General features: G+C 58.8%; 24 protein-coding genes and 1 tRNA gene. 14 read left to right on the top strand and 11 right to left on the bottom strand.

The window, feature by feature from the left end:
• Positions 1-46 precede the first annotated feature (46 nt).
• From KUW67_RS02020 to KUW67_RS02010, 3 genes are all read right to left on the bottom strand, one after another.
• Entirely contained in the window at positions 47-2401 is a 2355-nt protein-coding gene (locus KUW67_RS02020; protein ID WP_224823592.1) for a TRAP transporter large permease subunit, read from the bottom strand.
• Between the two features lie 17 nt (positions 2402-2418).
• Complete coding sequence (locus KUW67_RS02015) at positions 2419-3309, bottom strand: TRAP transporter small permease subunit (RefSeq protein ID WP_224823591.1); 891 nt, start codon at positions 3307-3309, stop codon at positions 2419-2421.
• A 116-nt stretch (positions 3310-3425) separates the two neighbouring features.
• Positions 3426-4511: a TRAP transporter substrate-binding protein gene (locus KUW67_RS02010; protein WP_224823590.1), complete on the bottom strand. Its 1086-nt coding sequence runs from the start codon at positions 4509-4511 to the stop codon at positions 3426-3428.
• 260 nt (positions 4512-4771) lie between these two features.
• Between KUW67_RS02010 and KUW67_RS02005 the strand changes: the two genes are divergently transcribed.
• From KUW67_RS02005 to ilvN, 6 genes are all read left to right on the top strand, one after another.
• Positions 4772-6175, top strand: coding sequence for a cache domain-containing protein (locus KUW67_RS02005; RefSeq protein WP_224823589.1), 1404 nt, complete (start codon positions 4772-4774; stop codon positions 6173-6175).
• Positions 6172-6816 (top strand): response regulator transcription factor, encoded by a 645-nt coding sequence (locus KUW67_RS02000; protein WP_224823588.1) that lies wholly within the window; start codon positions 6172-6174, stop codon positions 6814-6816. The genes KUW67_RS02005 and KUW67_RS02000 overlap by 4 nt, the downstream gene beginning before the upstream one ends.
• Before the next feature lie 165 nt (positions 6817-6981).
• The gene (locus tag KUW67_RS01995; protein WP_224823587.1) at positions 6982-7287 is read left to right on the top strand and encodes a YciI family protein; all 306 of its coding nucleotides are present in this window, start codon (positions 6982-6984) and stop codon (positions 7285-7287) included.
• Between the two features lie 211 nt (positions 7288-7498).
• Positions 7499-8788 carry an MFS transporter gene (locus KUW67_RS01990; protein WP_224823586.1) on the top strand — a complete coding sequence of 430 codons (1290 nt, stop codon included), beginning with the start codon at positions 7499-7501 and terminating at the stop codon, positions 8786-8788.
• Positions 8789-9245: 457 nt separating this feature from the next.
• Entirely contained in the window at positions 9246-10997 is a 1752-nt protein-coding gene (locus KUW67_RS01985; RefSeq protein ID WP_224823585.1) for an acetolactate synthase 3 large subunit, read from the top strand.
• A gap of 60 nt (positions 10998-11057) precedes the next feature.
• Positions 11058-11621: an acetolactate synthase small subunit gene (gene ilvN / locus KUW67_RS01980; protein ID WP_224823584.1), complete on the top strand. Its 564-nt coding sequence runs from the start codon at positions 11058-11060 to the stop codon at positions 11619-11621.
• 18 nt (positions 11622-11639) lie between these two features.
• On the opposite strand, the gene KUW67_RS01975 is transcribed toward ilvN, so the two are convergent.
• Both KUW67_RS01975 and KUW67_RS01970 read right to left on the bottom strand, forming a co-directional pair.
• The gene (locus tag KUW67_RS01975) at positions 11640-11822 is read right to left on the bottom strand and encodes a hypothetical protein (protein ID WP_224823583.1); all 183 of its coding nucleotides are present in this window, start codon (positions 11820-11822) and stop codon (positions 11640-11642) included.
• Positions 11823-11982: 160 nt separating this feature from the next.
• On the bottom strand, positions 11983-12228 hold the full coding sequence (locus tag KUW67_RS01970; protein ID WP_224823582.1) for an EF-hand domain-containing protein: 246 nt from the start codon (positions 12226-12228) through the stop codon (positions 11983-11985).
• Between the two features lie 265 nt (positions 12229-12493).
• Between KUW67_RS01970 and KUW67_RS01965 the strand changes: the two genes are divergently transcribed.
• Together KUW67_RS01965 and KUW67_RS01960 are read left to right on the top strand one after the other, a co-directional pair.
• Positions 12494-13003, top strand: a complete 510-nt coding sequence (locus tag KUW67_RS01965; RefSeq protein WP_224823581.1) for an RNA polymerase sigma factor — start codon at positions 12494-12496, stop codon at positions 13001-13003.
• A 63-nt stretch (positions 13004-13066) separates the two neighbouring features.
• Entirely contained in the window at positions 13067-14566 is a 1500-nt protein-coding gene (locus KUW67_RS01960) for a malonyl-CoA synthase (protein WP_224823580.1), read from the top strand.
• A gap of 332 nt (positions 14567-14898) precedes the next feature.
• Here KUW67_RS01960 and KUW67_RS01955 read toward each other — a convergent pair whose 3' ends face one another.
• Complete coding sequence (locus tag KUW67_RS01955; RefSeq protein WP_224823579.1) at positions 14899-15432, bottom strand: ImmA/IrrE family metallo-endopeptidase; 534 nt, start codon at positions 15430-15432, stop codon at positions 14899-14901.
• Between the two features lie 12 nt (positions 15433-15444).
• Complete coding sequence (locus tag KUW67_RS01950; RefSeq protein ID WP_224823578.1) at positions 15445-19125, bottom strand: vitamin B12-dependent ribonucleotide reductase; 3681 nt, start codon at positions 19123-19125, stop codon at positions 15445-15447.
• 560 nt (positions 19126-19685) lie between these two features.
• Between KUW67_RS01950 and KUW67_RS01945 the strand changes: the two genes are divergently transcribed.
• Positions 19686-20159 carry a hypothetical protein gene (locus tag KUW67_RS01945; RefSeq protein WP_224823577.1) on the top strand — a complete coding sequence of 158 codons (474 nt, stop codon included), beginning with the start codon at positions 19686-19688 and terminating at the stop codon, positions 20157-20159.
• A 74-nt stretch (positions 20160-20233) separates the two neighbouring features.
• Positions 20234-20503: a glycine zipper 2TM domain-containing protein gene (locus KUW67_RS01940; RefSeq protein ID WP_224823576.1), complete on the top strand. Its 270-nt coding sequence runs from the start codon at positions 20234-20236 to the stop codon at positions 20501-20503.
• 78 nt (positions 20504-20581) lie between these two features.
• Here KUW67_RS01940 and KUW67_RS01935 read toward each other — a convergent pair.
• The 4 genes from KUW67_RS01935 to pdxH all read right to left on the bottom strand — a co-directional run bounded on the left by KUW67_RS01935 (position 20582) and on the right by pdxH (position 22425).
• Positions 20582-20658, bottom strand: a tRNA-Pro gene (locus KUW67_RS01935).
• Positions 20659-20712: 54 nt separating this feature from the next.
• Positions 20713-21192, bottom strand: coding sequence for a DUF192 domain-containing protein (locus tag KUW67_RS01930; RefSeq protein WP_224823575.1), 480 nt, complete (start codon positions 21190-21192; stop codon positions 20713-20715).
• Positions 21168-21707, bottom strand: coding sequence for a cold-shock protein (locus KUW67_RS01925; protein ID WP_370634869.1), 540 nt, complete (start codon positions 21705-21707; stop codon positions 21168-21170). Before KUW67_RS01925 ends, KUW67_RS01930 begins: the two co-directional genes overlap by 25 nt.
• 103 nt (positions 21708-21810) lie before the next feature.
• The gene (gene pdxH, locus KUW67_RS01920) at positions 21811-22425 is read right to left on the bottom strand and encodes a pyridoxamine 5'-phosphate oxidase (RefSeq protein WP_224823573.1); all 615 of its coding nucleotides are present in this window, start codon (positions 22423-22425) and stop codon (positions 21811-21813) included.
• Positions 22426-22587: 162 nt separating this feature from the next.
• On the opposite strand from pdxH, the gene fabI reads away from it, so the two are divergent.
• The 4 genes from fabI to KUW67_RS01900 are packed head-to-tail and all read left to right on the top strand — an operon-like array spanning position 22588 to position 25695.
• Positions 22588-23394 carry an enoyl-ACP reductase FabI gene (gene fabI / locus KUW67_RS01915; RefSeq protein ID WP_224823572.1) on the top strand — a complete coding sequence of 269 codons (807 nt, stop codon included), beginning with the start codon at positions 22588-22590 and terminating at the stop codon, positions 23392-23394.
• Positions 23391-24005 (top strand): LysE family transporter, encoded by a 615-nt coding sequence (locus KUW67_RS01910; protein ID WP_224823571.1) that lies wholly within the window; start codon positions 23391-23393, stop codon positions 24003-24005. Before fabI ends, KUW67_RS01910 begins: the two co-directional genes overlap by 4 nt.
• An 11-nt stretch (positions 24006-24016) precedes the next feature.
• On the top strand, positions 24017-24523 hold the full coding sequence (gene gpt, locus KUW67_RS01905; protein ID WP_224823570.1) for a xanthine phosphoribosyltransferase: 507 nt from the start codon (positions 24017-24019) through the stop codon (positions 24521-24523).
• Positions 24520-25695 (top strand): aminotransferase, encoded by a 1176-nt coding sequence (locus KUW67_RS01900; RefSeq protein ID WP_224823569.1) that lies wholly within the window; start codon positions 24520-24522, stop codon positions 25693-25695. The genes gpt and KUW67_RS01900 overlap by 4 nt, the downstream gene beginning before the upstream one ends.
• The last annotated feature ends 26 nt before the right edge of the window (positions 25696-25721 follow it).

The raw sequence follows: 25721 nt of genomic DNA, 5'->3' as shown, positions 1-25721 counted from the left end.
ATCACGCAAAAGAATAAGGGGGCCCGGAGGCCCCCTTTCCCTATGCTTACCCGCCCAGAAGGTTGGGCACGATCGTCACCACTTGCGGGAAGAGCGACAGCAGGATCAGGCCCAACACTTGAATGCCGACGAAGGGGATGATCCCTCGGTAGATATGGCCGGTGGTCACTTGTGGGGGGGCGACGCCGCGCAGGTAGAAGAGCGCGAAGCCAAAGGGTGGCGTCAGGAAGGACGTTTGCAGGTTCACCGCGATCATGATCGTGACCCATTTGGGATCCATCGTGCCGCCATAGATCACCGGGCCGACGATGGGGATCACGATGTAGATGATCTCAAGGAAGTCGAGCACGAAGCCCAGCACAAACAGCACCAGCATCACGATCAGGAACACCGTCCATTCATTGTCAAAGCTGCGCAGGAATTGCTGGATGTAATGCTCGCCTCCGAAGGAGATCACAACGAGGTTCAGCAATTGCGAGCCTATCAGGATGGTGAAGACCATACTGGTGACTTTGGCGGTTTCGCGCACGACCGGCGACAGGACCCCGGTTCGGAAGAGCGTCCAGCAGGCGTAGAAAATGCCGAACATCGCGAAGAGGTAGGTGCCTTCGGCCACAAGGAACGCAATCCAGTTTTCCAGCGTCACGGTGTCTTGGTTGACGCGCAGGTCGAAGTTCACGCCGACAAGGATCATGATGAGGATTGAGAAGGTCGCCATGATGATGATGCGACCCGATTTGTCTTCGTCCTTCAGGCGGCGATAGGCGGCGAGCATGATCGCGCCCCCTGCCCCAAGTGCTGCGGCCGGTGTGGGGTTGGTGATCCCTCCGAGGATTGAGCCCAGCACGGCGACGATCAGCACCAGTGGCGGGAAGACCACGCGGAGCAGTTCGTTTTGGCCCAGCATGCCGACTGCCGCGCGACAGCCATAGAGCGCCATTGCGACGGGGATGGCCATGAGCAGGACGGTCACGCCGGGGGTCGTGGTGGGGCTGATGAAGGCCACGTCGACAGCAAAGCCCAGCAGGACGCCAAGCGCGCCGATCAGCAGCGGAACGGGATTGCCGCTGGGGGATGTGCCGCGGGCTGTGGTCAGGATCAGCGCAAAGAGCGCCAGACCGATGGCCAAGCCCGTTCCGATGGGGGCTGCATTGGCGATCATCTGGGCGCGCGCCTCGACGATTTCCTCTTCGGTGAGGGCGACGCTTTGGGCGACGCCTCCGGCCTCGTCGATCACGCGCTGTTCTTCGACGGCGGCGTTCCATGCGTCCATACCGTGCAGCATCTGCATGGCGGCCTCGCATTCGGGGCCGACATTGGTGCGCAGGCTGGCGGTTTGACCGGCATCCGAGAAGCTGTCGACGGTGATGTCCTGAGAGCCGACCAGATTGACCTGGCCCAGCAGTATCAAGCCACCGATGATGGCAATGGGCGCGCCGAGGAACCAGGTGTAAGCGTCGGTGCGGGTGATGACTTCGGAGTTGGTGGAGCCAAGCTCGACCGGTGGGGCTTTGGCCGGGTTGATGATCGCGTAGAAGAGCGCATAACCGGCGTAAAGCACGGCCAGTAGGATGCCGGGCAGAAGCGCCGCTTGAAAGAGCGTGCCGACGGAGACGACGGCAGGCTCGCCAAGATAGGTGAGCGCGTCGGTGCAGCCGACAAGCTGGGCGCGTTCTTCCTGTGCTGCAGAATAGAGGTCGCCTGCAAGCGTGCCTAGAAGCACAATCACGATGGACGGCGGGATGATCTGGCCCAGGGTGCCAGAGACGGCGATGACGCCGGTGGCCAGTTCAGGCGAGTAGCCGTTGCGCAGCATCGTGGGCAGCGACAGCAGGCCCATGGTGACCACGGTCGCGCCGACGATGCCGGTGGAGGCGGCAAGGAACGCACCCACGACGACGACGGATACAGCCAGACCGCCGGGCAGCGGGCCAAAGACGCGCGCCATGGTGGTCAGCAGGTCGTTAGCGATCTTTGAGCGCTCCAGCGTGATGCCCATCAGAACGAACATCAACACGGCGAGAAGTGTCTCGATCGACTGGCCTGCGAGCACACGTTCGTTGATGCGGTTGACGACGAAGGACACGTTGCGGTCGAGCGCTGTTTCCCAGCCTTGCACGAAAACCGGTTCGCCGATGCGCGGCAATTCCGGGTATCGGAAGATCGAGATCGCCTCTTGCCTGACCCCTTCTGCAATCAGTCCGGCATATTCTGCCGAAGAGGTATCAATCGCCTGATGGATCAGCAGGCCTGCACTATCCAGTGCGGCGATGATCGCGAAGGAGATAACGCCCGCGCCACCGATGGCAAAGGCCACCGGAAAGCCGGATAGAATTCCGCCGAAGAGGCAGAGGAAGACGATAATCAGGCCGATCTCGACCCCATCAAGTCCGAATAGCATTGCTCTGTGCCCCTAGATCAGTGGATGTTCGCGACCAGCTCGGCGTCTTCATCGCCCAGCTTGTCTTTATCAAGATATTTGCCCGCGCTCTCTTCGCCCTCTTTCCACTCCAGATAGGAGCGCCAGAAGAAAGCGACGGCTTGCAGGAAGACCAGCGCTGCGAAGGTCACGAGCAGGATCTTGAAGAGGAAATAGGCGTTAAAGCCATTGGGCGAGAAACCAATGGTTTCCACGTTCCAGCGCAAGGCGCGCGATTTGGCGAGCAGCCGCTCCAATGTGTCGGATGCCGAGGGGTTGGGCACGACAAGATGCCGCCACAGGAAGTACCAGCCATACATCCACGTGATCAGCGCCACCGGGGCCATGAAGATCAGCGAACCAACCATGTCGATCAACCGCTTTGCGCGGTGACTGACGGCGGAATAGACCAGATCGACACGCACATGGCCGCCTTGCACGAAGGTGTAGGTGCAGCAGAGCGTCACGACGAGCGCGTTGTAGAGCTTCAGCTCTTCGGACCACCAACTGACATCAAAGGTCAGCGCCTTGCCGAAGCCAATCGAAATTTCGGAGGCCGAAAAGATACGCTGCATGAACACGATCATGATCTGTTGCAGAACCATCAGCAGGCCAGCCCAAGCGGCCACGCGTCCGATGGTATTTGCCATACCTTCCAGCGCGCGCACGCAGCCCCAAAGGAAGCTGTTGCGCCAGATACCGATGGCCGTGAAGACAAGAAACGTGGTGAAGACCACAAAGAAAAACTCGACCGAGCCGCCATAATAGATGAAGCGCATCAGGGCTTCATTGTTGCTCCAGTCAAGCCACAACCCCGGATGCGTGATCGCATAGACGAAGTTGTAAAAGGCCATCGCGATATTCTGGAAAAACCAGACGATGCCGTCCATTTTGAGGTCCCCCAGCCCGTTTGTCGGGCTCTTTGTTCAGGTAGAAGGCGTCTGCCTTCAGGTCTTAGGATACGGGGCCAAAGCTGGCCCCGTATTGGTATATTGTGCGTGTTGCCTTAGCCGAAGACGCGGGCGCGCTGAGACACGAACGGAGCCTCCGAGATTTCTGTCCAGCCGGAGACGCTTTTGATGCTCGCCTGATAGCTGTCATAGATGCTCTTGAAGAGGTCATCGCTCATGTTCTCGTCAAAGACCTGACGACTTGCGTCAGCAAAGGCATCCCAGACGGTGTCGGGGAATTCGAGAACCTTCACGCCGCCTGCCTGCAAGCGCTGAACGGCCGCGCCGTTGTTGGACACGAACTGCGACAAGTTCCACTGGTGCGTCTCGAGCGAGGCGATCTCGATGATCTTTTGGTTGGCCGGTGAGAGGTTTTCGAACACGTCACGGTTCGTTGCCACGGACAGGGCAACGCCCGGCTCGTGGAAACCAGCGGTGTAGTAAAACTGGGTGATTTCCTGGAAACCGGCTTTCTCGTCAGCCCAGGGGCCAATCCACTCGGTGCCGTCGATGGCGCCGGAGGCCAGCGCTTGATACACTTCGGAGCCCGGCAGGTTCTGAATCGATGCGCCCATCTTGCCAAGTGCTGCACCGCCAAGACCCGGCATGCGGAACTTGAGACCTTGGAAGTCCTCGGGGCCGGTGATTTCCTTGCGATACCAACCGCCAGCCTGCGCGCCGGTGTTGCCTGCAATGAAGGATTTCAAACCAAAGATCTGGCCCAGTTCGTCATGCAGTTCGCGGCCACCGCCGTGGTTGTACCAGATCGACGTTTCCTGCGCCGTCGCACCAAAGGGCACGCCGGTGAAGAAGGCATAGCCAGGGTGCTGGTTGACGAAATAGTAGTCGGCGGCATGATACATGTCGGCCTGACCAGCAGTCACGGCGTCGAAAACCTCGAACGCGCCGACGAGTTCGCCAGCAGCTTTGATCTCAATCGTGAGTGAGCCGTCGGACATCGCGTTGACGCTGTCGGCCACACGCTGAGCGGCGTCGAACACGCCTGCCAGACCGCGGCCCCAGCTAGTGACCATGGTCAGCGTCTGCTTGCCTTGGGCGTATGCGGGCGCGGCCAGAGCCGTGCTTGCAGCCGCAGCCGTGCCACCAATTGCCGAGTTTTTCAGAAAAGAACGACGATCCATATAATGTATCCTCCCAGATATGTTTGAGGCCCACCCCTCAAGGCAGGCGGATCGTGAATGGTGGTCGGAGACTAATAGCGGGTATGCGTGAGCGGAATACCTACAAATGCGTAGAGCGGCGCTTTTCGGAGCGAATTTTACGCAACCGCGCTTTAAAAACAGGCGAAACCGAAGGATTTCTCGCGCAGGGTCAAGCGTTTGAGCTTAAATAGGGTTCGTCCCCGGTCGAATCGAATCGGCTCTATTTTCAGGCTTTGCGCATGTTTCGGTTGTCCCTGACCTATGCACAGAAACTCTTTTTGCTGGCCACCCTGCCCTTGCTGCTGGCGGTGGCCGCGATTGCAATCGTGGTGACCAACCAGTCACGACAACTGGCCGAGCGGGAAATCCAGCAACTGCAGACCGAGCTGATCGCGGCCAAGCGCGAGGAGTTGAAAAACTATCTGTCGCTGGCGCGCACGGCGATCATCAACATCTACGGGCGCGCGGCCCCTGATGACGAGGCGGCCAAGTTGGAGGTCAGCCGCATCCTTTCGTCAATGCTTTATGGGCAGGATGGGTTTTTCTATGTGTTTGACTATGCGGGCAACAATCTGGTGGCCCCGCGCCAGACCAATCTGATCGGGCGCAATTGGGCCGGTTTGGAGGATGTGAACGGCATCCCGATCACTGATGTCCTGATCGAGCAGGCCCGCACCGGTGGCGGCTATCACGCGTTTGACTGGTTCAAACCCTCGACCCGCGAGACGGCGCGCGTCGTGACTTACACGATTGGTCTGCAGGATTGGCGGTGGGCGATTGGCACCGGCATCTTCATCGACGACATTCTGGCCACCGTTGCGACCTCGCGCGCCGAGGTGGAGGCGCGGGTGCGCCAGACGTTTTACTATATCATAGCGATCACGATCGGGGCGTTGTTGCTGGTGTTCTTGTCCGGGCTGATCCTGAACGTGCGCGAGCGGCGGCTGGCGGATGCCAAGCTGAAGGCGCTCACCCAGCGGATTTTCGACACGCAGGAGGAAGAACGCGGGCGCGTGGCGCGGGAGCTGCATGACTCGATTAGCCAAATTTTGGTGTCGGTCCGCTATGCGCTTGATCTGGCGCGGCGACGGATCGCCAAGGGCGACGCGCGCGCGGGCGAAAGTCTGGACAAGGGGTTCGAGACCTTATCGGAGGCCATCGTCGAAGTGCGCCGGATCAGCCGCGATTTGCGTCCGGGCGTGCTAGATGATCTGGGCCTGGGTCCTGCCCTGAAAGCTCTGATCGAGGATTTCAGCGACCGCACGGGCATCGAGACCTCGTTCGAGACGGTGGTTTTCCGTAACCGGCTGGATCAGGACGCCAAGATCGCTTTGTACCGGATCGCCCAAGAAGCGCTGACCAATATCGAGCGTCACGCCGAGGCAGAGCGCGTCACGCTGGATCTGCGCGGCCATAAGGACGGTGCGACCTTGCGCATCTCGGATGACGGGCGCGGGCTGGAAGACGCCACGGCCGCGCGACAAGAGCGCAGTGGTTTGGGGCTGCGCAATATGCAAGAACGCATCGAGCAATTGGATGGCACCTTGCGCATCCTGTCATCAAAGACAGGCACGGTGATCGAGGCGCAAGTGCCCCTGAGCCATCTGTTGCCGCCGGAGGGGAAGACAAAGGTATCCGCATGAAAAAGACCCGCGTCGTGATCGTGGACGACCACCCGATGGTCGCCGAAGGTATCCAATCAATCCTTGAGACCTATGACGATATCGAGGTCGTCGGCGTGCTGAGCAACGGTCAGGAAGCCATTGATCAAGTCGAAATGCTGGCCCCCGACGTCATGCTGCTTGACCTGAATATGCCTTTGGTCAGCGGGCTGACCGCCACCGAGATCATTCTGGAGCGCCGTCCCGAGACGCGTATCCTGATATTGTCGATGCATGACAGCCCCGAATATATCAATTCCGCGCTGAGCCATGGGGCGAAGGGATATGTTCTGAAGGATGTCCCCACCGAAGAGATCAAGGACGCGATTGACGCCGTGATGACGGGCGCGCGGTATCTCTGCACAGGAGCCAAGGGATCACTGGAACCGACCGAGGGCGGCGCACGCGAGTCCCTCACGAACCGGGAGCAGACGATCCTGCTGCAACTGGCGCAAGGCCAATCCAACAAAGAGGTCGCCGCGACGCTGGATATCTCCGTCCGCACGGTCGAAACGCACCGCAAGAACATCAAGCGCAAGCTGGGAATTGCCTCAACGGCCGGTCTAACCCGCTATGCGTTGGAGCACGGCGTGTTGCAGGGGACCGGCGTGGATTTGAAGTGAGGGCTGTGGGTGGCGATTTAGCCTCGCACCGCACTGCCAAACCTCAAGCTGACGTCGCAGCATGTATATTGGAGCGAGGTCGGCTTTGCGGACTTAGTTGCCATTCGAAGGTATTAGTGCGATTTGACTGACAGTCGAATAACTTGCACGTTGGTTATCTTAAGAATGTCCTTGATCGCTCCAGAACAAAACCTCTTCATTGTAGATCTTCACTACGTCGTGGATTTTGAAGAAATCGAACCTGAGCTTGATGCACACGTTGAATTTCTTGAACGAAATTACGCTTCTGGCTGCTTTATTGCCTCAGGGCCAAAGGTGCCTCGTACCGGTGGCGTCATTATCGCCACGGCGAAAGGCCTTGCCGAACTTGAACGAATTTTGGAAGCCGACCCGTTTCATGCGAAGAAACTAGCGCGTTACTCAATAACTGAGTTTCGCCCTTCGATGACTGCTTCTCAGCTCTCAAGCTAGGGTAGGTGGGCTCTCTCCAGCCGTTAGACCGGTCGCGGCCGGCATTCTGGTCATTCACTGCCTCCTCGAAATCGACCGATGATCGATCAGACAATCAGCGGACAAACCACCAATTCGCTGCGCGTGTTTAAACGGCCTCAATGTGTTAGGCCAGATAGGTCATGACATCTAAGCTATTGTAGGCCGCCGCAACAACGTCGATGTTGCAAGTATGGCATCGGAAACAGAGTTCTCCTTCGCAGCGCTAAGCAGTTCGGCAAGGCAGCACATCCGCGTGTTTCAGATACACCAGTTTCTTGATCGTTTTGCGATGGGTTTGACGGTTGCAGTTGTCGCTTTGGCGTTAACCGACCGAGGCATGGACCTCTTTCAAATTTCCCTTCTCTTCGGGGTTTATTCGCTTACGACCATGGCGCTGGAACTGCCTTTCGGCGGATTGGCGGACAGTATCGGACGCAAACCGGTCTTTCTGACAGCCGTTGTCGCCAGCTTGATTTCACTCGCGCTTTTTCTCTCGACGAGTGACTTCTATATTCTTGCGTTGTCATTTGCATTCATCGGGTTTGGGCGCGCGCTTAGGTCAGGGACGCTCGATGCGTGGTTTGTCGAGACGTTCAAGGCCGCAGCACCTGATGTGGATGTCCAGCCCGCGCTGGCCAAAGCGCAATGGGCCAATGCCACAGGGTTGGCCATTGGCGCGGTCTTGGGTGGTCTCCTGCCCGATATTTTCGGGTCGGTCGCGGAACGTATCGGTTTCAGCATCTATGATGTGTCTTATGCCGCAAGCTTTGGCGTGATGCTGGGCGTGTTTGTCTTCACGATGTCGGCCATCGCCGAAAATCCACGGCCGATGAACCCCACCGCCCTTAGACAGGGGTTCGCAAACGTCCCGTTGGTGATCAAAGACGCGGGCCTTCTCGCCCTGAAGCACCCGGCATTGTCGATCCTCTTGGCAGCTCTGGCCTTCTTCTTGATGGCAACCAACCCGGTCGAGGTGATCTGGCCGACCCACGCAAAGCCCATGTTGGACGAGGGTTACGCAAACACCGTCATTGGTATCGTGACCGCGACCTATTTCTTCTCCATCGCATTCGGCGCATTTCTATCGCCTTACATCAGTCGTATTTTCAACCGGCAGCACGCCATGACACTGGCGGCGGTTTTTATCTGCCTGGCAGGCGTTCAGATCGCATTGGCGCTGCAAGGCGATATCGCTGGCTTTGTGGTGGTATTTGTCCTGTATTCCGTGATCCTCGGTATCAGCGAAACACCTGCCAGCAGCATTCTGCATCGCTGTGTAGAGGATCGTCAGCGGTCAACCATGCTGTCGTTGAGATCGATGATACAACAGTTGGGAGGCGCATTTGGTCTGGTGTTGGCTGGAGCCGTTGCCGAAATTTACTCCACACCTGTCGCATGGATTGTCGGTGCGGCGTTTCTTTTCATTGCTGCGATACTGGCGGTGGTGTTGCTCAATCGGCTGGCCTTAGAAAGCCGGTAGCTGACATTCGCGCGCCGCGCAGGATCGCTTGATTGGGCGTAAACCAGACCTTATCCCGCACAGCGCCCTGGACCTGCTCCGAGGCCTTTTACCTCTTGCGCATCGCTTTGATCGGCGAGGTCCCGGGTCAGGCCCGGGACGGAGATGGAACATTCGCTGCAATTCGCCCCGCTCAATTTGCGCTTATATTGTCGTCAGCCGGCCATTCGACATATAATTTCGCAAAATAATGCCTCAGCGACACATTATTCAGAGCTTTGGCTGTTGACGCCCCCAGAACGCCAACCTAATGTCCGCCTCACACAAAGGAGCGGATGATGTTGAGCATTGTCGTACTAGTAGGGAAAAAGCGCATGGGCCGGTAACGGACACCCAAATGGGACCCCATGCGCCTCCGATACCCTCGGGGGCTTTTTTGTGAGTAAAGAGACTGACGTCAGATACGGAGCACAAAGCTATGACACGTCAAATGACCGGAGCGAAAATGGTTGTCCAAGCCCTGAAGGATCAGGGTGTCGACACGGTATTCGGATATCCCGGCGGCGCTGTGCTACCGATTTATGACGAGATCTTTCAGCAAAACGACATCAAGCACATTCTGGTGCGTCACGAGCAAGGCGCGACCCATGCCGCCGAAGGCTATGCGCGTGCCACGGGCAAACCCGGCGTTGTGCTGGTCACCTCTGGTCCCGGTGCGACCAATGCCGTGACGGGGCTGACGGATGCGTTGATGGACAGCATTCCGATGATCGTGCTGACAGGTCAGGTGCCGACATTCATGATCGGCTCAGATGCGTTTCAGGAAGCCGACACGGTCGGCATCACACGGCCTTGCACGAAGCATAACTGGCTGGTGAAAGAGACCGACAACCTCGCCGGTGTCATTCACGAGGCGTTTCATGTGGCGACCTCGGGCCGTCCCGGCCCGGTGCTGGTCGACATCCCCAAGGATGTGCAGTTTGCCAATGGCAGCTACACCCCGCCAGAGCAGGTGCAGACGCATTATAATCCGCAGGTCAAAGGCGACATGGCCGAGATCGAGAAGCTGGTCGATCTGGTGATGACCGCCAAGAAGCCGGTCTTTTATACCGGCGGTGGTGTCATCAACTCGGGCCCAGCAGCCACGCAGCTGCTGCGCGAGCTTGTGGCGGCGACGGATTTTCCGATCACTTCGACCCTGATGGGGCTGGGCTGTTATCCCGCGTCGGGCAAGAACTGGCTGGGCATGTTGGGCATGCACGGGCTTTATGAAGCCAATATGGCGATGCATGACTGCGATCTGATGATCAATGTCGGCGCCCGGTTTGATGACCGGATCACGGGCCGCATTGATGCGTTCTCGCCCAAGTCGAAGAAGGTGCATATCGACATTGATCCATCCTCGATCAACAAGGTGATCCGCGTGGATGTCCCGATCCTTGGCGATATCGCCCATGTTCTGGAGGATGTGCTGCGGGTCTGGAAAGCCAAGGGCCGCAAGACCCAGAAAGAGGGTTTGGCCAAGTGGTGGGCGCAGATCAACGAATGGCGCAAGGTCGATTGCCTGAAATTCAAACAGTCCGGCAAGACGATCAAACCGCAGCACGCGTTGGCACGGCTGGAAGCGCTGACCAAGGATCATGATCGCTATATCACCACCGAAGTGGGCCAGCACCAGATGTGGGCCGCGCAGTATCTGGGCTTTGAGGACCCGAACCGCTGGATGACCTCGGGTGGTCTGGGCACGATGGGCTACGGCACGCCCGCGTCCATCGGGGTGCAGGTGGCACACCCGGAAAGCCTTGTGATCAACGTGGCCGGTGAGGCATCGTGGCTGATGAACATGCAGGAGATGGGCACCGCCGTGCAATACCGCCTGCCCGTCAAGCAGTTCATCCTGAACAACGAACGTCTGGGCATGGTGCGCCAGTGGCAAGAGCTGCTGCATGGGGAGCGCTATTCGCACAGTTGGTCCGAGGCCCTGCCCGATTTCGTGAAGCTGGCCGAAGCGTTCGGCGCCAAGGGGATTCTGTGCGACAATGCCGATGATCTGGACGAGGCCATCAAGGAAATGCTGGCCTATGACGGTCCGGTGATCTTCGATTGTCTGGTTGAAAAGCATGAAAACTGCTTCCCGATGATCCCATCGGGCAAAGCCCATAACGAGATGCTTCTGGGCGAGGCCGAGACCCAAGGCGCGATTGATGCCAAAGGCTCGGTGCTTGTGTAACCATCTATCGACCCAAGGCTGATACCGGCCTTGGGTCTTTCTCTGATTAGGACGACGGATATGTCCCCACTCAAGATCAAAAAAGGCTCTACGAGCCATTCCGCTTATAACCTACGCCCCACTTTTAGCGATGTGCAGGAACGACATACGCTCGCCGTCATCGTGGAAAACGAACCCGGGGTGCTGGCCCGCGTGATCGGGCTGTTTTCGGGGCGTGGGTATAATATCGAAAGCCTGACCGTGGCCGAAGTGGATCATGAAGGGCATCTGTCGCGCATCACGATCGTGACGACCGGGACGCCTCAGGTGATCGAGCAGATCAAGGCGCAGTTGGGGCGGATCGTATCTGTGCATCAGGTCAATGACCTGACTGTCGAAGGCCCCGCAGTGGAACGCGAATTGGCGATGTTCAAGGTTGCAGGCACCGGCGACAAGCGCATCGAGGCGCTGCGTCTGGCCGAGATTTTTCGTGCCAATGTGGTGGACAGCACGTTGGAAAGTTTCGTGTTCGAGATCACCGGCGCGCCTGAAAAGATCGACGCGTTTGCTGATCTGATGCGGCCTTTGGGCTTACAGGAAGTCGCGCGAACCGGGGTAGCTGCGCTCTCTCGTGGAAACGAGTGAGCGCTGCAAAACGGCGTTTTAGTGACAGTGATAAGGTTTGGAACCCGCATGGCAGCACTGGCCTTGCGGTGAATGCTTGCGACATCCGCCACCATGCTCGGCCTGCGCAAGACCGACTTCAAGGCTCAAGATGACGGCAGCAGAAACCGGCGCGGCCAGAAGGCTCAGAGCGCAAAAGCCGATCAGAACAAAACGTTTCATTGAAATTATCCCCTTCATTTAACTCGTTACCAATCGGCGTTTACCAATTGTTAACCTTCGTTAATGCGCGCCGGGGCAGCACGCTTTGCGGTGGATCAAACCGCAAGGAAAAGACCGGCCCCCGCAAGAGGCAATCGAGGACCGGTCCGACGGGGAGGGGTTAGCCGTCCGTCACGGGAAGCACGGCAGCGTCCTGTGCAGCTTTGAACTCGTCGGCATCAATCGAGCCGTCGCCGTTGGCGTCCATCGCCGCAAAGAGGTCTTCGCTGAGTGTCGGATAAGCGGCCTGCAGCTCTTCCATGCTCATCACGCCGTCACCGTCTGTGTCGATTTCGGTGTTGGCGAATGCCGTGGTGGAAAGTGCAAGCGCGGTCAGGCCGGCCAGTGTCAGGGTCATGGTTTTCATCTGCAAAACTCCTTTGTTTGCATCTTGGTCATGAAGGGCGTGTGTTGTTGCGCCTTCATGGGGATAAAGCGCGTGGAGCGATGTTTATTCCGAGGCTCTGCAGCGATTGGGGCCTGCGCGCGAGGGCTTGCCGATCTGCTGCATGGCAATGGGCGAGCGCTTGCGCAAAAAGGCGTTTTCCCCTGATTTGGCGGGAATCCCCCAGCTTGCAGAGCAGGTGCAGACGGCCACTTATAGCATTCCAGACCGCTCAAGGGAGAGTGCTATGAATATGCATCACACCAAGTTCGAACGGGATATGGCCGCGCTGACGCCAGATCTCGTGCGCCTCGCGCGCCATATCGGACGCGACGCGCAAGAGGCCGAAGATGTTGTGCAGGACGTTCTGCTGAGCACATTACGCCGGTGTCGGGCGCGCGGACCAATCGAAGACTTGCGCCCTTATCTACACGCGGCTTTGCGCAACCGGCTGCGGCGGCCGGCCGAGAAAGCCGAGGAAAGCGAGGTGGAGCTAGCCGCCCCAGGTCAGGCCGAAGACCGTTTGATGTTGCGCGACGTAGAGGACGCGTTAAGCGCCCTGCCCGCCGATCAGGCGCGCATCTTGCGGGCATTCGCCTTGGAAGGCGAAAGCTATGCCCGGATTGCGGCACGGCTGGACATGCCTGCTGGCACGGTCATGTCCAAGCTGGCGCGGGCGCGCGCGCATCTGCGCGATCGGTTGGACTTGCCCGATGGCACCGCCGTGGCCGCGTTAATCGCGCCCCGCGACGGCTAGGCCCCTTTACGCGCGCAGGCGGGCATCGCAAAACGCATCCAAGATGCGCAAGGACCCTGCCCGATGACGAACCCGCTTTACGATGCGCTTTTCGGCCGCCATGCCGATGCCGAGACCCCTTTTCTGATCTTGCCGGACGGGGCTATCTGGACGCATCGGGCGTTCGTGGCGCGCGCCGCGCAATTCGCCCATGCCCTGGTGCAAAACGGTGTTGACCCGGGTGACCGGGTCGCCGTGCAAGTTGCCAAATCGGCGGATGCTCTGGCGCTGTATGCAGGTTGCGTGCAGGCCGGCGCGGTCTTCTTGCCGCTCAACACCGCCTATACGGGGACCGAGCTGGGCTATTTCGTGGAAAACAGCGGCGCGCGGGTTTTTGTCTGTGATCCCAAAAACGCGGACATACTGACCCCGATGGCCGATGCCGCAGGCGCACAGCTTTTGACGCTCTCAGCCGAGGCCACAGGACGCCTGGCGGATCTCGCGGCGGACCAGTCCCCCGAATTCGACACAGTCGCGCGGACCGAAGATGATCTGGCCGCGCTGCTTTACACATCCGGCACGACCGGGCGCTCCAAAGGGGCGATGCTGGGCCAGCGCAATTTGCTGAGCAATGCGCAGACGCTGACCGAGTTGTGGCGTTTCACATCGGACGATGTGCTGCTCCACGCGCTGCCGATCTTCCACACCCATGGGCTTTTCGTGGCCACGAACATCACCCTTCTTGCCGGTGGTGCCATGATCCTGCTGCCGAAATTCGACACCGACACGATGATCGCGCACCTACCCCGCGCCACGGCAATGATGGGCGTGCCGACCTTCTATACGCGGCTGCTGGACGCTCCCGCCTTCACTCGCGATCTGACCGCGCATATGCGCGTGTTCATCTCAGGGTCCGCCCCGCTTCTGGCCAGCACCCATGACGCGTTCGAGGCCCGCACCGGCCACCGTATTCTCGAACGCTACGGGATGACGGAGACGAATATGAACACGTCAAACCCTTATGAGGGTCTGCGGATCGCAGGCACCGTGGGCCCGCCCTTGCCGGATGTCGAACTGAAAGTCACCGATCCCGCGACGGGTGACACGCTGCCGGAGGGCGAGATCGGTCAGATCGAAGTGCGCGGGCCGAACGTCTTTATGGGATATTGGCAGATGCCCGAGAAGACGGCGGAGGAGCTGCGCGCGGATGGGTTCTTCATCACGGGCGATCTGGGGCTGATTGATACGCAGGGCTATGTGCAGATCGTCGGGCGTAATAAGGATCTGATCATCTCGGGCGGCTACAACATTTACCCCAAAGAGATCGAACAGGTGCTGGACGCGCAGCCCGGTGTTGTGGAGAGCGCAGTGATCGGCGTGCCGGATGCCGATTTCGGAGAACGTGTGCTAGCGGTGGTGGTAGCCGACGGTCGGCTGGATGTTGAGGCGCTGAATGCGGTTTGCGTAGACCGGTTGGCCCGGTTCAAACACCCGCGCGAGATTGTCCTGGTGGACGCCCTGCCCCGCAATACGATGGGCAAAGTGCAGAAGAATGTCCTGCGGGAGATTTACACCAAGTCCTGAGGCAAGGTTTGACCGCGCTCCTGATCCGAGCGGTGGCCCCGTCCCGAACCTGATCCGGGACCTCCCAGAACTGGCACAAGGCCCCGGATCAAATCCGGGGCGCGGGTTGGCTTGCCATGAGGTAGCCGCGCAATTTGCCATGCGCTCTCATCTCGTCGCACAGCAAGACGGGTGCTGCTCCGACGCGCTTTGGCTTTACCGAGACGCTAAGAAAAAAGGGGAGCCATAAAGGCCCCCCTGTAAGTCTCGCCACTCAGGCTCATTCTGGTGTACCGCCCGGTTTCTGCCTGCGGCCTGAGCGTCGTCAGGGGCGAGCGCACCCGCCCCGGATGCTAAAGAAATTGCTTCAAGGCAATCTCAATAGTCTTTTCAGATACGCCAAAAACCCTCGCGAGTTTTCGGATATCTTTTCCATGTAGGCTTACCGCTGCTTCCAAACTGCCGTCGCCGAAAAGCAAGACAGCAGCGAAGTGGTTAGCCTCTGCCTCTTGTTTCTGATCGACATAGAAAGCCTCATCAGACCGATCCAAATAGAGTGGGTCAGCAAGAGGGTCTGAGCGATCAGAGTGCAGAAAGAAGTGCCCCATTTCGTGCAAGACCGTCCATCGCATCGCTTCCTTGGATTGATTTTTGTTGACCTGAATCTCGTATCCGTTGTCCGAGAATGGATCTTGTACCAACCGTCCAGAGATACCTCGACGTAGAGACACTAGCGTTACAGAAAAGCCAAGATTCTCAGCAAGTTCCTTCACTGATTTAGCTTTGCCATCAAGGCGCTGAGAGAAGTTAAAGTCTCTCATTGCCTTTCTTTGATCACCATTTGCTCGTTCCCTAACGGTGGCAAAGAGCTGTTTAAAAGTTCTCATGTTTTTAGCTCCTTAGCTACACCCGGAGGTGGCGCCGCAGGTATTGCACTTCATGCAGGTGCCGTTGCGCACGAGGGTGTAGTTGCCGCACTCGCCGCACGGGTCCCCCTCATAGCCCTGCATCTTGGCCTTCGCGCGCGCGTCCATCTGGACGGTGCCCGACGAAATGGCCGTCGTCGTGGTCGTTACCGACTGGGCCACTTCCGGCACCAGTGTTTGCAGCGTCGCAACCGGATCGACCGATCCGTCCAGCGCCACGGCCCCCGCGGCCCCGCCCTGCAGGACAACCAGCTCTTGCGGGACGCGCTTGCGCAGGTAGCCGGTGGAGCTGATTTGTTTCAGCACCTCGAGGGACTTGGACGCTGCGGTATCGCTGACTTCTGCGATGTTGCGCTCTTCCTCGCCGCGGCCCAGATCGTCGAAGGACGCGCCTTCGGGCTTCACATGGGCCAGATCGGTGCGGTCCAGATAGGACACGGCCAACTCGCGGAAGATATAGTCGAGGATCGAGGTTGCGTTCTTGATGCTGTCATTGCCCTGCACCATGCCCGCTGGCTCAAACTTGGTGAAGGTGAAGGCATCCACGAACTCTTCCAGCGGCACACCGTATTGAAGACCGACGGACACGGCGATGGCGAAGTTGTTCATCATCGCGCGGAAGCCCGCACCTTCCTTGTGCATATCGATGAAGATCTCGCCCAACTGGCCGTCCTCATACTCGCCCGTGCGCAGATAGACCTTATGGCCACCGACGATGGCTTTCTGAGTGTAGCCTTTGCGGCGCTCTGGCATCTTCTCGCGGTGCGATTTGATGATCTCTTTGACGACGACCTTCTCGACGATCTTCTCGGCCAAAACAGTAGCCTTTTCGGTGATCGAGCCGCTTTCGAGAACCTCAGCTGCGTCTTCGTCGTCTTCCACGAGGGCGGCGGCCAGAGGCTGCGAGAGTTTCGAGCCGTCACGATAAAGCGCGTTGGCCTTCACACCCAGCGACCAGCTCAGCTCATAGGCCTTCTGGCAGTCCTCGATCGTGGCATCATTGGGCATGTTGATCGTCTTGGAGATCGCGCCCGAGATGAACGACTGCGCGGCGGCCATCATGTAGATGTGGCTGTCGACAGACAGGAACCGCTTGCCCTTCTTGCCGCACGGATTGGCACAATCGAAGACCACGTAATGCTCTTCTTTCAGGTGCGGGGCACCTTCCAGCGTCATGGTCCCACAGACGTGATCGTTGGCGGCGTCGATATCGGCTTTCGAGAAGCCAAGGTGACGCAGCAGGTCAAAGGTCGGGTCGTTCAGCTTCTCGGCGGGGATGCCAAGGACGTTGGTGCAGAACTCTTCACCCAGCGTCCACTGGTTGAAGACAAAGCGGATGTCGAAGGCCGAGGCCAGAGCGCCGTCCACTTTCGCCAGCTCATTGGGGCCAAACCCGTGACCGACCAGCGAGGTGTGGTTGATGCCGGGTGCGTTGCCCAAGGAGGCGTGACCAACGGCATAGCTGACGATCTCTTCGATCTGGCTGGAGGAATAACCCAGCTTTTCAAGCGCGCCGGGGACCGAGCGGTTGATGATCTTGAAGTAACCGCCACCGGCCAGCTTTTTGAACTTCACCAGCGCGAAGTCAGGCTCGATACCCGTGGTGTCGCAATCCATGACCAGACCGATGGTGCCGGTGGGTGCGATGACCGTGGCTTGGGCGTTGCGGTAGCCGTGCTTTTCGCCCAGCTCCAGTGCCTCGTCCCAGCTTTGCTTGGCCAGATCGACCAGGCGCGCGTCGGGGCAGTTGGCGTGATCCAGCGGCAGCGGCTTGATCGCGAGGTCTTCGTAGCTGTCCGAAGAATAGGCGGCCGCACGGTGGTTGCGGATGACCCGCAGCATGTGATCGGCATTCTTCTTGTAGCCCGGGAACGGGCCCAGCTCACCTGCGATTTCGGCGGAAGTCGCATAAGACACGCCCGTCATGATCGCTGTCAGCGCACCGCACATGGCGCGGCCTTCGTCGCTGTCATAGCCCAGACCCATATTCATCAGCAGGCCGCCGATGTTGGCATAGCCCAGACCCAGCGTGCGGAAGTCATAGGAGCGCTGCGCGATTTCCTTGGACGGGAACTGCGCCATCATCACCGAGATTTCCAGCGTGACCGTCCACAGGCGCGTGGCGTGCATGTAGTCATCTGCCGCAAACTCACCGTCCTTATAGAAGGTCAGCAGGTTCATTGAGGCGAGGTTACAGGCCGTATCGTCGAGGAACATATACTCGGAACACGGGTTGGAGCCGCGAATCTCGCCGTCTTCGGGGCATGTGTGCCACGCATTAACCGTATCGTGGTACTGGATGCCGGGATCGGCACAGGCCCAGGCGGCGTGGCCGACCTGCTCCCACAGATCGCGGGCTTGCACGGTCTTGTGGACCTTGCCGTCCTTACGGTTGATGAGGTCCCATGTGCCGTCTTCTTCGACCGCTTTCAGGAACGCATCGGTGACGCGGATCGAGTTGTTGGAGTTCTGGCCCGAGACCGAGTTATAGGCTTCGCTATCCCAATCCGTATCGTAGGTCGGGAATTCGATGCTGGTGTGGCCCTGCTTGGCATAGTCCAGCACGCGCTTGACGTAAGTCTCGGGGATCGCGACTTTTTTCGCCGCCTTGACAGCCTCTTTCAGGCTCTCGTTCACCTTGGGGTCGTAGGCGTCTTCTTCTTTACCGTCCCAGGCCTTGATCGCGGCAAACAGCGCGTTCAGCTTTTCTTCGTGCATCTTGGAGCCCGCGACGATGGACGCCACTTTCTGCTCTTCCAGCACCTTCCAGTTGATGAACTCTTCGATATCGGGGTGGTCGGCATCGACGATCACCATCTTGGCCGCGCGGCGTGTGGTGCCGCCGGATTTGATCGCACCGGCTGCGCGGTCACCGATTTTCAGGAAACCCATGAGGCCCGAGGATTTGCCACCACCGGACAGGCTTTCGCCCGCCGCACGCAGCGAGGAGAAGTTCGTGCCAGTGCCGGAGCCATACTTGAACAGACGCGCTTCGCGGACCCACAGGTCCATGATGCCGCCATCGTTGACCAGGTCGTCGGCGCAGGACTGGATGAAGCACGCATGCGGCTGCGGGTGCTCGTACGCTGAGTCCGATTTCGTCAGCTTGCCGGTTTTATAGTCGACATAGTGGTGGCCCTGGCTGGGGCCGTCGATGCCATATGCCCAATGCAGGCCAGTGTTGAACCACTGCGGGGAGTTCGGCGCGGCACGCTGGGTCGCCAGCATGTGGCGCATCTCGTCATAATAGGCTTTGGCGTCGGACTCAGAGGTAAAGTAGCCACCTTTCCAGCCCCAGTATGTCCATGCACCGGCCAGACGGTCGAACACCTGCTTGGCGGAGGTTTCGCCCACGAAACGCGCATCTTCGGGCAGTTTGGCGAGGGCTTTGTCGTCGGGCACGGATTTCCACAGGAACTCGGGCACACCCTTTTCCTTGACCTTCTTGAGGACGGCGGCGACGCCTGCCTTGCGGAAATACTTCTGCGCGATCACGTCACTGGCCACTTGGCTCCAGCTTGCGGGCACTTCCAGATCGGCCAGATGAAAGACGACAGTGCCGTCCGGGTTCCGGATTTCGGACGTGGTCGTCACAAACTCCAGATCGGCGTAAGCGTCGTTGGTGTCGCGTGTAAACTTGCGTTCAATCTTCATTGGTCCGTGCCTCGTAAAGCGTGTTGCGTTTTGTGGCCGGGACGTTGCCCGACAATGTTGCCTCGCGGGCCAAAAGCGAAAGTAAGACCCTGACCCTCGCTGACGCGATTGCCCCTCGTTCTGAAAGAACGCGTGTGGAATGATGTCCGTCCCTCGCTGGTCTGCCGCTGTGCCTTGGCGACACTAAATGTAGTGGCTATCTGACCCGCCAGCACAAGGTGGCGTATTTAGCCCTAGACGGTCAACGGAATTTTTATTGTTTTTAGGTTTTTTTCCCGGTTGACGCAGAGCATGTTTGCCCCTCCCCCAAGGGCAAAGTGATTCACTCAACGTAAACCTTCTGGGGATAAGGATCGGGGCATCTCTGTGCATAAAAGCAAATGCCTGTGAAACACCAAAGGTTTAGGCCCTTTGCTGACCCTGCAGGACGACAACCGGACGCTTTTTCGGCCAGCCGCGTCGTTTACGCGCGGCGCATGACAGGGATGTGACAGGAATGCCGATTCTGACCTTCGATGTCGCTGGTAACGGGACCGATTCTCAGGGACACTGAAGAAATCATGCATCGTTTCGCTCTTCTCCTCGCCTTCCCACTGATTGTTGCTGGATGCAGCCAGACCCCTATATCTGGGGGCGGCACGGTTCAGAGCGATCTGGATCAGGTCGCATTCTTCAATGAGTTTCCGACGCTGCTTTTCTCGGCCGCGGGCGAGGCCTGTAATGGCCCTGGCGACGTCCTGGTGCGGGAAGACCCCGGCACATTACGTTGCGAGGTTCTGCCGGACCCGCCTTCTGCTGCCGCGCTGATTCTGGGGTATGACGGCACAATCGAAGACCTGCCCAAATACGTGATCGCCTTTGATACCGAAACCCGTCCGAATGGCTACATCGTGCGCAACGAGGCTTATATCCGCGTGCCGCAAATGGATGGCGGAGAGCTGCGTATCAAAACGCCAGACCGTCGTCGCGCGCGCGATATTCGGCAGATTTTCACGGCAGCGGGTGGCACGATGATCGCAGCGCCGGCGGAGTAACGCCTTGCCCGGGTACTTTTAGGGAACCGATAGGGAGACCTCGCGTTGAACCACCGTAATCAACGGAGGTTCCCATGAAGAAAGCATTGCTCGCCCTGCCCCTGATCGCCGCTCTTGCAGCTTGTGAAACGCCTGAACAAAGTGCCCTTGCCGGTGCTGCCGCAGGTGCCGCTATCGGCTCGTCGGTGTCGGCCGAGGATGACCGGCTGGAAGGCGCTGTTGTCGGTGGTGTTGTTGGCGCGGCTGCCGGTGCTGCCGCCGGAACATATGTAGGCCGCAGCCAAGGTGGCGATTGCGTCTATCAACGCGCAGACGGCACACGCTATGTAGCCAGCTGCGGCTAACCTTAATCCATACGTTTGAGCGAAACGGCCTGCCTTGTGCGGGCCGTTTTTTCGTATGACATCAGACTGTGGGCGAAATGGTCGGGACGGCAAGATTCGAACTTGCGACCTACGGTACCCAAAACCGTCGCGCTACCAGGCTGCGCTACGCCCCGAACTCTGCGCAGTCTCTAAGCGGACAAATCGGAAAAGAAAAGCCCCAGCGCGCGTTATTCGGCAGCACAAGGCCACGCGGCCTCTTGAGCAGCAAAAGCAGGGTGGCGCATGACGGTCCCGGGAACAATGCCGAGGCGTTCGGCCATACCCCCGTTTACCTCAAGCACAGCATAGATGTTGTCACCGCCCAGAATCGGCGTTTCGTCGTGGGGGATCGCATTGGCGTGAACATGCTGCACGGTGCCGCTGATATCGGCAAAGATCATATCAAGCGGGATGAGCGTATTGCGCATCCAGAAGGACGCGGTCTGCGGGCGTTCATAGACAAAGAGCATTCCCGCCATCATCGGCATCTCTTCGACAAACATCAGGCCGCGCCCGCGTTCTTCCGGCTCGTCAGCCACTTCGATCACGAAACGCGCCTGCCCCCAGTCGCCTTTTAAATCCACAGCGTCGTTCTGGCAGGCTCCATGGGCCATCCCAGCAACGAATGTGAAAAAAAGAGCGATCAGGAGCGGCTTATGACGTCCCATGCAACAACCTCTGCGGCCATCTTGCCACGGCGTCCGTCGACCACGCGCATCGCAATCGCTTCGCCGGGTTGCAAATCGGCCAGCCCGGACAAACGCAGGACCTCGACATGCACAAACACATCTTCGGCGCTGCCGAAGGCATTTGCAAACCCAAAGCCCTTGGCTTTGTCGAACCATTTGACGCGCGCGGGCTGCCAAGGAATATCCTTGAGCTCAGCCTCATTGAAATGCTGGAAATCCTCCAGCGGCGCTTTGACCGTGCCTTCGGGGGCACGGATCGTGATGACCTCGGTGGCCTGCACCCCGCGGTCTGTGTGCTGGACATGCACTTCTATTTCGGAGCCATCGGCAACCGAGCTTTGTCCATAGTTCCGAAGAACGTTGGCGTGGATCAGAATATCCGGACCACCGGCATCTGAAAGAATGAAACCAAATCCCTTTGCAGGATCAAACCACTTAACAACACCTTGCACCACGGGTGTGGCGTCTTCGCGTTGATCTGACATTGAGGCCATTCCTGGCAAGTGTGCTATATTAATGTCTATGCGCTAAGCATGGACCTGTTCAAGGCCAAAAACAATGGAAATTCATAGGCCTGTCATTCGTGTGACGTGAAATTTACGGGTTTAAACGTGTAATATTCCACGGGTTTTCAACCGTAGGACGGCACCATCGGAAGCGGTCATGCAACCGAAACTCGCCATCCGCCCAGAACTCGATCTCTAACGGAAAAATCCGAAAGCCCCCCCAAAACGGAGGCCGCGATGGCGCGGTTCCGTGTTGCGCGGTGACCTTCGCAACTTCGGCCATCAGCGCGCTGCGCGAGGACAACGGCTCTGACTGGCGCGAGGCCCAGGCCCCGAGCCGCGACTTGAGCGAGCGCGAGGCGTAGTACTCATCGGCCTTGGGGCCGTCTTCTTTCTCAACGATCCCACGAACGCGTATCTGGCGATGCTGTGTTTTGGAATGCAGCACGAACGCGGCTTTGCCTGAAGCGTCGATCTCTTGTGCTTTCCTGCCATTGTAGTTGGTGTAGAAAACGAAAGCATCCGCTTCAATTTCCTTCAGCAGCACCATGCGCACATTCGGCAAACCGTCAGGGTCGACAGTGGCCAGCGCGATCGCATTGGGGTCATTGGGTTCGGTCTTTTCGGCCTCATTCAGCCAGCTTTGCGCCAGCGCGAACGGATCATCACCGGCGAATATACCGGTACGTTTGCTAGTGTCCGACATTGTTTCCCTCATTCTCTGACCGCAGGGATACGTGTCTGGCTTGCCAAGGCAACCCCACCCCAGCGAAAAACAGCCGATGACCCCGCGCCAAGCAGAGCCTTGATGCAGCCCACCGCTTGGCCTAAACGGTTTGCACATAACAAAAGATCAAAGGGACACGGGATGTCGACAAATCTCATGCAAGGAAAACGCGGGCTGATCATGGGGCTCGCCAATGACAAATCCATTGCGTGGGGTATCGCGAAAGCCTGCGCCGATGCGGGCGCCGAATTGGCCTTCTCGTATCAAGGCGACGCGCTGAAAAAACGGGTCGAGCCGCTGGCCGCGTCATTGGGCAGCGATACGGTGCTGCCCTGCGATGTTTCGGATGAAGCGTCGATAGATGAGTTGTTTGCATCGCTGGAAGAGAAATGGGGCAAGCTGGACTTTCTGGTCCACGCCATCGGGTTCTCTGACAAGAACGAGCTACGCGGGCGCTATGTGGACACGTCGCGCGACAACTTCGCCATGTCTATGGACATCTCGGTCTACTCCTTCACCGCAGTGGTGCAGCGGGCCGAAAAGCTGATGAACGAAGGCGGGTCTTGCCTGACGCTCACTTACTACGGGGCCGAACGTGTGATGCCGCATTATAATGTAATGGGTGTCGCCAAGGCCGCTTTGGAGGCTTCAGTGCGCTATCTGGCCGAAGATCTGGGCAAGGACGGCATTCGGGTGAATGCGATCTCTGCCGGGCCGATCAAGACACTGGCAGCATCGGGCATTGGCGATTTCCGCTATATCATGAAGTGGAACGAATATAACTCGCCGCTGCGCCGCAATGTGACCACCGATGATGTTGGCAAATCGGCGCTCTATCTGCTGTCCGATCTGGGATCGGGTGTGACGGGCGAGAACCTGCATGTGGATGCGGGCTATCATGTGGTCGGCATGAAAGCCGTGGACGCGCCGGATATGTCCAAGTCGTGACGGCGGCGGCATTCCTTTCGGTCGTTCTGATCCATTTGGCCGCAGCGATGAGCCCGGGGCCGTCTTTTGTGGTCTGTGTCAAAACGGCGGCGTCCGAAGGGTTCAAGGTGGCCTCGGCGCTGGCTGTCGGCTTAGGTCTTGGAGCCACGATCTGGGCCATCGCCGCGCTGGCGGGTCTGGCTTTGCTGTTCGAGATTGCACCGGTTCTTTTGACCGTTTTGAAAGTCGGCGGGGGTTTGTTCTTGTGCTTCATCGCCTTGATGATGTGGCGCCACGCAGCCGAGCCTTTGGCCGAGGTCGAGGCAGACGCCCCGCCCCGCTCGATGGCCTCTGCCATCCGCTTGGGGCTTATGACCCAGCTGGCGAACCCGAAACCCGCCATCTTTTTCGGGGCCGTGTTTATCGGGCTGGTGCCTTCTGGCACGCCCCTGCCGACGCTGATCGCCTTGCTCGCGCTGATCTTCATCAATGAAACTCTCTGGTATATTTTCGTGGCCCGCGCGTTTTCAATCACGCAGGCCCGCGCTGCCTATATGCGCCTGAAAGCCTCTATCGACCGTCTGTTCGGCGGTTTGATCGCGTTTTTCGGCCTTAAAATCGCTCTGACGTAAGGATCGCTGCCATGACCGACCGCTTGCCCCATGAGAAGGGTTTTCACATCGCCTGGGACCAAATTCACCGCGACAGCCGCGCTTTGGCGTGGCGGCTGGATGGGCGCGGACCTGATGACGGCGCGTGGCGCGCGATTGTTGCAATCACGCGGGGCGGTATGGCACCGGCCATGATTGTGGCACGGGAGCTGGATGTCCGCGTTGTCGATACGATCAGCGTGAAGAGCTACAATAATCAAGAGCAGACCGATGCGGTCGTTCTAAAAGCGCCGGATTCCGATCTGATGGGCGACGGCACGGGCATTCTGATCCTCGATGATCTGGTCGATAGCGGCAAGACGCTGGAACTGGTGCGCAAGCATTATCCAAACGCACATTTCGCCACCGTTTATGCCAAGCCGAAAGGCGTGCCGATGGTGGATACCTTCATCACCGAAGTGTCGCAGGATACATGGATTTTCTTCCCGTGGGACATGGCCCTGCAATATGTGGAGCCTTATCGCGGCACGGATGCATGAGCCGCACCGAAGCCACCTTCTCGCCCCCCGTGATGGAGGCGCGGCGCTGGCTTGAAGGGGTGAGCTTTCCCGACAATCAACCGCTGCTGAACGTCAGCCAAGCGGCCCCGGTTGATCCACCGCCCCCGCCGATGTTGGAGGCGATGGCCCAGATCGTGCTGAGCGATCCGGCCGCGCATCTTTATGGTCCGGTTTTGGGGTTGTCTGACCTACGGGGCGAGGTCGCCGCGCAATTTTCTGAGAGCTATGGCGGTGCGATCCGGGCGGAGAATGTCGCGATCACGTCGGGCTGCAATCAGGCTTTTGCCGCAGCAATTGCAACGCTTTGCGCTGAAGAAGATGAAGTTCTTCTTCCAACCCCATGGTATTTCAATCACAAAATGTGGCTGGATATGGCGGGCGTCAAAGCCGTCCCACTGGAAACCGGCCCGGATTTGCTGCCCGACCCAGAGGCTGCGGAAGCGCTGATCACACCGCGCACCAAAGCGATTGCGCTGGTCACGCCGAACAATCCCGCAGGCGTTGAATACCCCGCAGCGTTGATGACAGCTTTCCGCGATTTGGCGCGGGCGCACGGCATTGCGCTGATCGTCGATGAAACCTATCGCGACTTTCACAGCCAGAGCGGCGCACCGCATACGCTGTTTCAGGATGCCGGATGGGACGACACGCTGATCCAGCTTTACAGCTTTTCCAAGGCCTACCGGCTGACCGGGCACCGTGTGGGGGCGATCCTGACCAGCCCAAACCGTCTGGCCGAGGTCGAAAAGTTCCTCGACACGGTCACGATCTGCCCGAACCAGCTGGGCCAACGCGCCGCTCTTTGGGGAATGCGCAATCTGGGCGATTGGCTTGCCGGGGAACGCCGCGAAATCCTGATGAGGCGCGCGGCGATTGAAGCGAACATGCCCAAGCTGACAGCGCAAGGTTGGGCCCTGCTCGGTGTGGGCGCGTATTTCGCCTATATCCAGCATCCATTCGACCAGCCCTCGGACGCGTTGGCGCAAGATTTGGTCCGGCAATCCGGCATCCTGTGCCTGCCCGGAACCATGTTCCAACCGGAAGGATCAGAGGCCGGAAAAGCGCAACTGCGCATCGCCTTTGCAAATATCGACGCGGACGGCATCACGACCCTGTTTGACAGGCTTGCCGCCCACCGCCCAACCGCCTAAACAAGCCTGCGAGCGGTAGGGAGGGC

This window comes from Cognatishimia sp. MH4019, from assembly GCF_020177595.1.
In the GTDB taxonomy this organism is placed as follows: Bacteria; Pseudomonadota; Alphaproteobacteria; order Rhodobacterales; family Rhodobacteraceae; genus JAHTBL01.
This window is presented reverse-complemented; position numbering and strand designations above follow the sequence as displayed.